This is a genomic window from bacterium (assembly GCA_022616075.1).
GTDB lineage: Bacteria > Acidobacteriota > HRBIN11 > JAKEFK01 > JAKEFK01 > JAKEFK01.
In genome coordinates, this window is sequence record JAKEFK010000009.1 from 1 (window position 1) to 8,798 (window position 8,798).

7 protein-coding genes are annotated in these 8,798 nt (G+C 46.5%); 5 read left to right on the forward strand and 2 right to left on the reverse strand.

Annotated features, from left to right (window positions below):
- The coding region (locus L0156_00710) for an aminoglycoside 6-adenylyltransferase (protein ID MCI0601512.1) at nt 1-245 on the reverse strand (245 nt) is incomplete at its 3' end.
- Between the two features lie 53 nt (nt 246-298).
- Between L0156_00710 and L0156_00715 the strand changes: the two genes are divergently transcribed.
- On the forward strand, nt 299-811 hold the full coding sequence (locus L0156_00715; GenBank protein MCI0601513.1) for a hypothetical protein: 513 nt from the start codon (nt 299-301) through the stop codon (nt 809-811).
- Nucleotides 812-894: 83 nt separating this feature from the next.
- Here the strand turns inward: L0156_00715 and L0156_00720 are convergent, their stop codons facing one another.
- Nucleotides 895-2,679 carry an ABC transporter substrate-binding protein gene (locus L0156_00720; GenBank protein ID MCI0601514.1) on the reverse strand — a complete coding sequence of 595 codons (1,785 nt, stop codon included), beginning with the start codon at nt 2,677-2,679 and terminating at the stop codon, nt 895-897.
- Between the two features lie 83 nt (nt 2,680-2,762).
- Here L0156_00720 and L0156_00725 point away from each other — a divergent pair, with 83 nt between their 5' ends.
- The 4 genes from L0156_00725 to L0156_00740 all read left to right on the forward strand — a co-directional run.
- Complete coding sequence (locus L0156_00725) at nt 2,763-7,508, forward strand: sigma 54-interacting transcriptional regulator (GenBank protein MCI0601515.1); 4,746 nt, start codon at nt 2,763-2,765, stop codon at nt 7,506-7,508.
- 159 nt (nt 7,509-7,667) lie between these two features.
- Complete coding sequence (locus L0156_00730; GenBank protein ID MCI0601516.1) at nt 7,668-7,841, forward strand: hypothetical protein; 174 nt, start codon at nt 7,668-7,670, stop codon at nt 7,839-7,841.
- Nucleotides 7,842-7,916: 75 nt separating this feature from the next.
- Nucleotides 7,917-8,141: a hypothetical protein gene (locus tag L0156_00735; protein MCI0601517.1), complete on the forward strand. Its 225-nt coding sequence runs from the start codon at nt 7,917-7,919 to the stop codon at nt 8,139-8,141.
- 304 nt (nt 8,142-8,445) lie between these two features.
- Nucleotides 8,446-8,798, forward strand: a 353-nt coding sequence (locus tag L0156_00740) for an isoprenylcysteine carboxylmethyltransferase family protein (protein ID MCI0601518.1), incomplete at its 3' end; no start/stop codon positions are given.

Sequence of the window (8,798 nt, forward strand, 5' to 3'; positions counted from 1 at the left end):
ACCACTTCGCCCGCTTCGTCATATTGATCGGGAACGTAGAGCCATAACTTGCCAATTCGCGAAAGCCATTGATCGTCCTCAACATATTTTTCGTGATTCCGTGTGAACAGCCTTATATCGAAATCTGCCAGGTCATCTGTTTGTTCCGGTTGCGCCCGGGAACCGACCAGTACCAACGCCCGTACCGGCTCTTCCTTTTCCGCCCAATGGATAATACTGGATAGTAGGTCATTAGATGGGTTCATTGTCCTACTGTACAACGGTTGTCAAATGAGCGATGAAATAGGATCATAGTTTCGTGAGCAACACCGCACGCGTTCAAGCTGCTGGCATCGCATCTATCTTGGTCTTTCTGGTTGCTGCGGTTTCTCCGGGGCAAGTTCCGGCGAACTTGTTTTCAGAATATGCAGGCGAATGGAAAGGAATCTTTTATGTGTATGCTCCGGATGGAACTCCCGTTAAGAGCTTAAAAGTGCATCATGTGTATAAAGTCGTCGATAAATACACATTGGAGGGCACACAGATGGTCACTTATCCTGATGGCACAACGGAAAAGATTCTGGCGCGTGATTATGTCGAGAATGGGAAACTATATTGCCGGGTCGATTCCGATCGATCAGGAGTCAAGATTCTCGAAGGCCGTTTGGACGGATCGCAAATCTTCTGGAGCCGAAAAGATTCAGAGACGATTGAAACCTTCAGGGAGGAAATCGTTGATGGGAAGACCTACGCCATTAACGGTTACGGAATTTACGGGAAAGATAGATCGAAAGTGTACACATTCTTCGCAGAGTATAAACGAGTTCGTTGAATCGTTATTGCGCGAATTAATGACGTGTAACACAAGGTTCTAATAACGGGAGGAATCAGTAAACATCCATATGTTACAGGACACTAGTTTCGCCAATAGAGTTCTTCAGCATTCCACAAAGTCCGATGGCGGGAGACGCTCGGCTTTAAGTTGCCAATCTTCTCTTTTGCACAAACCCAGATCGTCTCATTTACTGTAAAAATCATGGGGAGCTGATCGGAAAGGAGATATTGCACTTCATCGTAATACTTCTTTCGTTCACGTTGATCGAAAGTTTCGTTCTGCAGACGCATGAGTTCGTCAATTCGCTTTTCCCAGCTTGTTGCCGGGGTTTGTTGATTCGGCCACCAGAAGTGTCCGGAGCTTGAGCTTGTCCATGTCGCCATGCTATCGGCCGGATCAATTTCATGAGACTTGCCAAGCAAGATTGAGTCGTAATCATACGAACTGATGATTTTTGAAACCAAAGACCGAAACTCAACGGCAGAATAATGCACTGTTATCCCCAGTTTTGCCAAATCGCTCACGATGTTCAGGCACTGCTGATTTCTGACTGTATTGCCGGCATTTGTAAAAAGTGAAAAACGAACGGGATTTGACCGGGAATCATAAAGGACCGCCTTGCCGTCCTTGTCAATCTTTTTGAAGAATCCTGAATTCGCCAAAAGCCGCATTGCCGCATCCAAGTTGTAAGGGTACTTAACGATACCGTTGTTGTACCAGAGTACATTGCTTGGACTTTCAGGCCCAAAAGACGGTTGTCCCATTCCAAAAAGCACATTCTTAACCATCGCCTCACGGTCGATGCTGTAAGCAACCGCTTTCCTGAAGTTCAAATCTGTGAACCAGGATCGTTTTATGTGATCCAGGTAAGGCATTCCCGTTTTTGGATTTCTCCCGCCATTTTGATTGAAGAAAAGACCTTCATATCCATACGAAGATCCCAGATTGTAAAGTTTCATCCCAATTAGCGAAGCTTTCTCCTTCATCAAAGCAACGTCCTGCGGTCTAATACTGTAGAAAGTATCGATTTCTCCGGTTTGCATTTTCATATGGACCAGATTGAGATCCGAAAGTACGAGAAAAACGATCTCCTCCAGGTAAGGTAATGGTTGATTGTTTGAATCACGCTTCCAATAGTGTGGATTTCTCATAAGTTGAACGTATTGTCCAGTCTTGTATTGTTTCAGCATGAAGGGGCCGAGTGTTACGTAATCGACAGGTCTCACATTAACCGAAAGATCCTCACTCAAAGTTCCTGCCCGGAATGCTTTTTCCCACTTATGTTTTGGAATGATGGGAAGCGTAGTGGAATCCAGTTTCCTCAAAAATGAGGCGAATACAGATGGTAATTCCGCAACCACTGTATGATCATCGACCATGCGCCAGGAGACTGTTTTCTGGTTTGTGGTCAGAGCGTCCCTGGCAGCATTTGGAAAATTTGGATGATTGACTACTTCCAGCGTAAACAAGACATCCGCCGCATTGAAAGGAGCACCATCAGACCATCTCAGTTCTTTTCTTAATTTGAAAGTCCATTGCAGCTGATCCTGACTGATTTCCCAGGATTCTGCCAGTTCAGGTTGCAATGTCTGGTCGCCAAGATTTATACGTACCAGACCTGGATTCATCAGCTGGTTTCGAATTTGCGATTCAAGATCGTCTGTTATTAAAGGATGAAAAGTCGTTGGATCATTTAAGAAGCAACTGATGAGTTTTCCACCAGGTTTGCCGGTTGTCTGAATTCGTTTGAGATCTGCCTGATTTGAAATGATATTTTCTGCTGCTGTTGGAAGAAAAAGCGTTGCCGCAATCAGAATGCAGAAGAGATGCCTTGACTTTCCGAAGGGGCATAAACTTTTAAGCATTAATTACAAAATATTTTACTATGCGCGGCTTCTCAAAAGTGGATTTCATTGGTCCATGATAGAATCATCGCAAAGAAGGCTTTTTGAAGGTTTTAGCAATGCAGGGCCGCTATGTTATTGAGCAGCCTATCGCAACAGGGGCGCAGAGTCAGGTATTCCGTGCCTATGATCAAGTCTTGCACAAGGCATGCGTATTAAAGACCGGTGATTTTGTCGAGAAAGAAGCTTTTCTTGCACTTGAACTGAACCATCCATATATATGCAAGCCTTACGATTTCGGAAACTCCGGGTCGATGGGAACGTACGCCGCATATCCATTGCTCTCCAGCCCGTGCTTAAAACAGCAGCACCCGGACCTGCGCAAAGCGGCGCTTCAAATCGCAGAATTTCTTAGCTATTTGCACCATTCCGGTTGGATTTACAACGATTTCAAAGGGGACCACTTCTACCTTGCTGAGGATGGACTCCAGGTGATTGACTTAGGTTTATGCGCCCGTTTGAATCAATCCGGCCAGGCCCAGTCTCTGACCTATTGCGGAACGTTCCCCTTCATTTCACCGGAGAGATTAGAGGGTCGACCCTTTGATGGAAGGTCAGATCTATTCGCTTTCGGTATTCTTCTTCTTAGTTTGCTGCTTCCGGATGAGCGTCTGCCGACTGAGCCCTCTCTCGAAGCCCTCTTTCTGTTGCAGAAGAAATCAGTCAGATTAAAAGGTTTTTGGAAGGAGATCATTCAACAACTCATTGCGTGGGAACCCTCCCAGAGAATCGGTTCCGCTCAGGATCTATGGACAAAACTTCTACCCCCATCTGCAAGCAAAAGTTTTCTGTTTTTCCCGCTGAAAGATACTGTTTCTGTTCCTCATTTATCTTTTGATCAAGAACAAGTGCTCTTCATTGAATCACCGAGCGAGATCAGCCTGAATGAAATAGAGAATCAAGCACTCCTGAATGCCTGGAAATGCGGACGTAGAACTTTAGTTTTTGATTTCCGCTTTGTTGATGTGGAAACGAGCGTTGCTCAGTTATGCAAGCATCTGCTAAACAACGTTCCGGCAGATGTTTACGTTGCGGCTGAGAGTATTCAAGAAGCTTTCCTGACTGGCGAATTATTGGTCGTGTACAAGTCCTGTGAATCGCTGGATGAAAAACAAAAATCCTTCCTGGCTTTTGTAATCTCATCCTTATCGAAGTCATGCTTTCTTCGAATTCTGGTCATTTCCAGTGCTCCCTGGACCATCATAAGCGACGAACGTTGGAAGATCGTTAAGGTTTTCGCAAACACGCCACTTCAACTGGACAAAGTCCTGCACTGTGCCTCTCCTGAAGGGCAATCCGCGAAACTGCTTCAGACTTTGAAAAACAAGTCTTTCGATTTCCCGGAAGAGGTCGTGCTTGCTTTGCGATCCGAGCTTCCCTGTGAAGCCGTATCTTGTTGGCCCTCAGCGGCTCGTGCGGTTTTGACTCCCGCAAGTTCAAGGCTTTCACTCCTGGAGAAGCGCCTGGTGGCTGCAGTTGCAATTGCAGGTGGAACGATCAAGACAGCAAGGCTGCTTGTGTTGTGCCGCGGTAAGAAATCGCTGACGGACGCTCTGGAGAAATTAATCACGTTGGGGTGTCTCAAACGATTTGGAGACGCATTATTTTTGAAAGTCTCCCAAGCAGTCAATCTGGACGTACTTAGACCGCAACAAATCCGGGAGCTTTCGAAATCGCTTCTTTCAACCTGGCCGATATTGGAGGATCCCGAGCGCAGGTTCGCTGTTACTGTACGCGCAAAGGAAAACAGGGCAGCGGCGTTACAAGCGCTCCTGCTTGCGCGGAATTATCGCGGGCATTCTTGCCGGGATTACACGAAATGGTTATGGAATGCTTTCGCAAATTCGGCTCGCATACCTAAACTCGAATTGTTTCGCATGGCAAAGTACTTTCTGAAAAACGGTGAGGCAAAGAAAGCCTTAAAAGTAATCAGCCAGATTCGATCGCGTTACGGTTTGTCTTTTCGGCTAGGCAGCCTGTATCTGGAGCTTTATTTGCGTTTGCATCGCGTTGATACAGGTGTAAGGCTGGCCACAAAACTTGAGAGAATCGCATCGGACAGACACAAAAAATACGCGCAGAGTTTTTTCAAGCTGAAACACGCAGGTTTTTTGATCCACCAATCAAAATTGGATGAGGGAGAAACCATTCTTTCCGAATTCATTTCAAGCAGTGTTGTCTTGGCCCCGGTTTTACACGGCTTAAAGGATCACTTCCTGGGTCTCCTGTATTTCTACCGAGGAAATTTTTCCGCAGCTTATAAAGCTTTTGAAAACGCAAAGAAATACCGGCATCCACTTTGGAGTAGTTCGGTCATGAACCTTGGAATAGTTCTTGGGAGACTCGGGAAATACGAAAGGGCCGAAGAAGTGCTGCGGACATCACTTTTGCTTTTTGCGAAAGTTCATGATTCTGATGGTCTGGCTCACGCTTACAGCAACCTAGGTATTCTCTTAAAACAAAAAGGCCGGTTATCCGAAGCGCGTAAGTGTTACTACCAGAGCATTCAATTGAGCATGGCAGGGGGAAATAAAAAAGTAGCTGTCATGGGATTGATCAACGTTGCAAATGCGCTCGCGATAGAGGGGCTTCCCACCAGCGCAATCCATTATTTGAAGAAAGCCTTCCGTATTTCCCGAACAGGGCGCTTAAAGATTTGGGCCGCCTTTGCCCAGAATAATCTTGGATTGCAATATGCGGTTTTAGGCAAATTTAAACTTGCAATTTCTATGCTGAATCGGGCTATTCGAGAGCGCAAAAAACTTGGACTAAAAGCTGATTTCGCTGCTTCGCTTGAAAACCTTGGTGTTGTATTTCTTTTAAGCTCTAAACTTGTTGAATCTTCGAACCATCTGGAAAGAGCTGCAGCGGTATTTAAAGATTTTGGCTCAACCGAAGATCTCTGTCGAATCAACCTTTACCTCACCATAAACAAGATTCAAAAAGGCTTGATTGCTGAGGCCCGAGAACTGCTTTCGACAGTGGATGAACCGAAAGGAATTTCTTTCGAGCGAGCGCTGTATTACTACACCTGTGCTTCGTTGCAAGTAGCGACCCCCGATTTCATACGTCTGGCGTGTCGCGATTCGATCCATGAAGCGGAAGTCCTATTTAGAAAATTGCCGTCATTGTTCTGGCTTGCGAAGACTTTCAAACTAAAATCGCGTTATCTCTATCGCATCGATCAACCACAAAAGGCGTTAAGGATGCTAGGAGCGGCGCACGAAATGTTCATGCGACTGAATGCAAGGCGAGAACTTTTTGACCTTGGCAAGGGAGGAGCTTATATGGAAGTTTCTGAAACCCTGTTGAGCAAAATGAGTGAGACATTGCCTTATAAAGTGTTGCAAATGATCCGAGAGGTTCTGTTCGAAAAGGATCCGGAGAAAATGATCTCCAGAATACTCGAAGTTGCATTGGATTTTACGGATATGGAAAGGGCGGTACTCATCCTTCAAGAGGAATCACCCCGGATTTTTAAATCGACTTCCATTGACGACCGCACGATCCGGGATATCTGTGAAATCAGTCAATCTGCCGCACGCACTGCCTCTCGTATGCGTCCGCTGGTTTGTCTTGATGTTGCTTCGGATTCTTCTCTTTCGCAGCGCCCAAGCGTTCTGGCAAATCACATTATGAGCATCGTTTGCCTTCCGTTACAGGAAGGAGATCGGCTGATCGGTTATCTATATCTGGATAGCAGAGAGGGAGTAGAGACTCTCGCGTCAATGGAGAAAATGTTACTTGAAATATTCTCTTCCGTGATTGCGCTTGCCCTGAGCACAACAATGCTTTTGAGTAAATCAATTAAGGAGAACGATGAGTTGAAGGCCTCTCTTGGATTGAAAAAGGACTTTCCCCAGATCATCGGCACCAGCAGGGCAGTTAGTGAGATGTTGCCCTCGCTCCAGCGCCTGGTTGATCTCGACTTACCTGTATTGATCACAGGAGAAACTGGAACCGGAAAAGAGCTGATAGCGCGAATTCTGCATTTCTCGGGACGGCGAAGGAGCGGTCCTTTTGTCGCCATCAACTGCTCCGCGTTAACCGAAACACTTCTGGAAAGCGAGTTGTTCGGACATGAGAAGGGAGCTTTTACCGGAGCCGCGACCACAAGAAAGGGACTTTTTGAAGAAGCAAAAAACGGAACCTTGTTGTTAGACGAAATTGGAGATATGCCCTATGCAATGCAAACCAGATTTCTTCGGGTCTTGCAAGATGGCGAATTTCGACGAGTCGGTGGAAACCAGATTCTCCATACCAACGCGCGAATAGTTCTTGCCACAAACCGCAATCTGCCCGAACTTGTTAAGGAAAGGCAATTCCGGGAAGATCTTTATTACCGCATCAAAGTAGCCCAGGTGCATTTGCCGCCTTTAAGGGAAAGGCAGGAGGATGTGCTTTTACTCGCTTCCCATTTTTTAAAGTCAGCTTCAGGTGTAACAGGCAAGAAAATCCGGGGATTCAGCATGGACGCCCTTGCGCTGATGAAGAGTTATTCGTGGCCTGGAAATGTCCGGCAGTTAAAAAATGAGATCGAACGGGTCGTAGCTTTTGCTGAAACTGACTGGATTCGTGCAATAGACTTCGATCCACAAATCGTACAGGCAGCGGGGAGGGAATGCATCCAGAAACAGCCGCAGGATACCCTTCGAGAAATGGAAAAGAGCTTCATCCTGGAAAGATTAAATGCGCACGAATGGAATATTTTGCATGCTGCCCGTAGCCTTGGTCTTACCCGAAATGGACTCTACAGCAAAATGAGGATTCATCATATTACCAGGCAATAACTCGCGGTTTCCCTCTCCCCCCTGTGCTCATTGCGTTGACACACACTCAAAAGTGTTTCCAGGTCTCATAATCGCATAAACCTAAGATTCTCAATCAAATACGGGCGAACCCTCCTGCTGGCGCTTTAGTTGCCTTAACCCGGTACAGGAGGGACCGAGATGAGAAAATATATCCTGGCAGCGTTGGTAGTACTTGCGCTTGCCGCTTTGTTTGTTGGTGTTGCTTCCGCTGACGATCCGTGGGGACCAAGGATTGTTCGGCCGATAGAAGACAATGATTCATGGCTGAGCTGGTTGTCGGACAGCTGGCAGTCGTTCCTCAGCTATTTCTAGGCACAATCATGGGCCGCCATCTGAACGGTAACGATGCGGCCCGTTGCTTGATTTTTTGATAGCATGGAGATAAAGGTGTATCCTAAAGTTGTTTTGGAATTGCCTGCAGACGACGAAATTACCGTTACCGAGGAAAAGGAAGTTGTTGAGCATCCGCGGTTCACCCAAAAAACAATTCGATATCGCAATGGAATCACAGTCCTGCTCTGGCAGGATTCCGAAAACCGCATCACTCGCATTGAAGTTAATTGCGAAAATCTTCCTCTTTTCTTTATCGGAAATCAGATTGTGAAGATCTGATCACACCAACTGCTCATTTCGTTGACATCGTCTAAAGTTTGCTGCCTGTGCGGGTTTTGATTGCGTTCCAATCACCGAATGCCCATTTACTGCTCACTCTGTTGACGGTTCAGAGAAGCCAGGCGAACCTAGCTTTCGTCGGTTTTTGCGGCCGGTGCAGGCGTGGAACGGTTATTGCTCCTATTTGCTGTGGGAACTATTGTCGATTTATAGCTTTTGATCAGGTAGAATCGCTTTTGTAGGAGGAGCTACGGGTAGCCTAACCAATCAGCCGGTTCAACCTTTCATGACTTTTTCGGGTTGGATGGCAAGATCTCGCACGAAATTTGCGTTTTTACTTTCAGCCTTATCGCTCTGTCTGGTTGATTTCCATCCGGAATTCGTCGGTTTGAGCCTTGTTTTCGTTGGTCCGGGTGAAGCGTTGCGAATCTGGGCTGCGGGATATCGCTACAAGGGACAGATTAGCACTGGGGGCCCCTATGGCTTCGTCCGGAATCCGATGTATTGGGGCAGCACCCTGGTGGCATTTGGGCTCTGCGCTATTGCGGGTTCCGTATGGACCTGGCTTCTGGCCATCTCCTATTTCACTGCAATTTCCCTTCCGGCTATCAAGTACGAGGAGGAAAGTCTCCGTGAAAAATTTCCCGTTGAGTTTCA

Bases quoted from the DNA above. Each gene is read 5' to 3' on its own strand.
- L0156_00720 (MCI0601514.1), bottom strand. From the start codon at position 2,679: ATGCTTAAAAGTTTATGCCCCTTCGGAAAGTCAAGGCATCTCTTCTGC.
- L0156_00730 (MCI0601516.1), top strand. From the start codon at position 7,668: ATGAGAAAATATATCCTGGCAGCGTTGGTAGTACTTGCGCTTGCCGCT.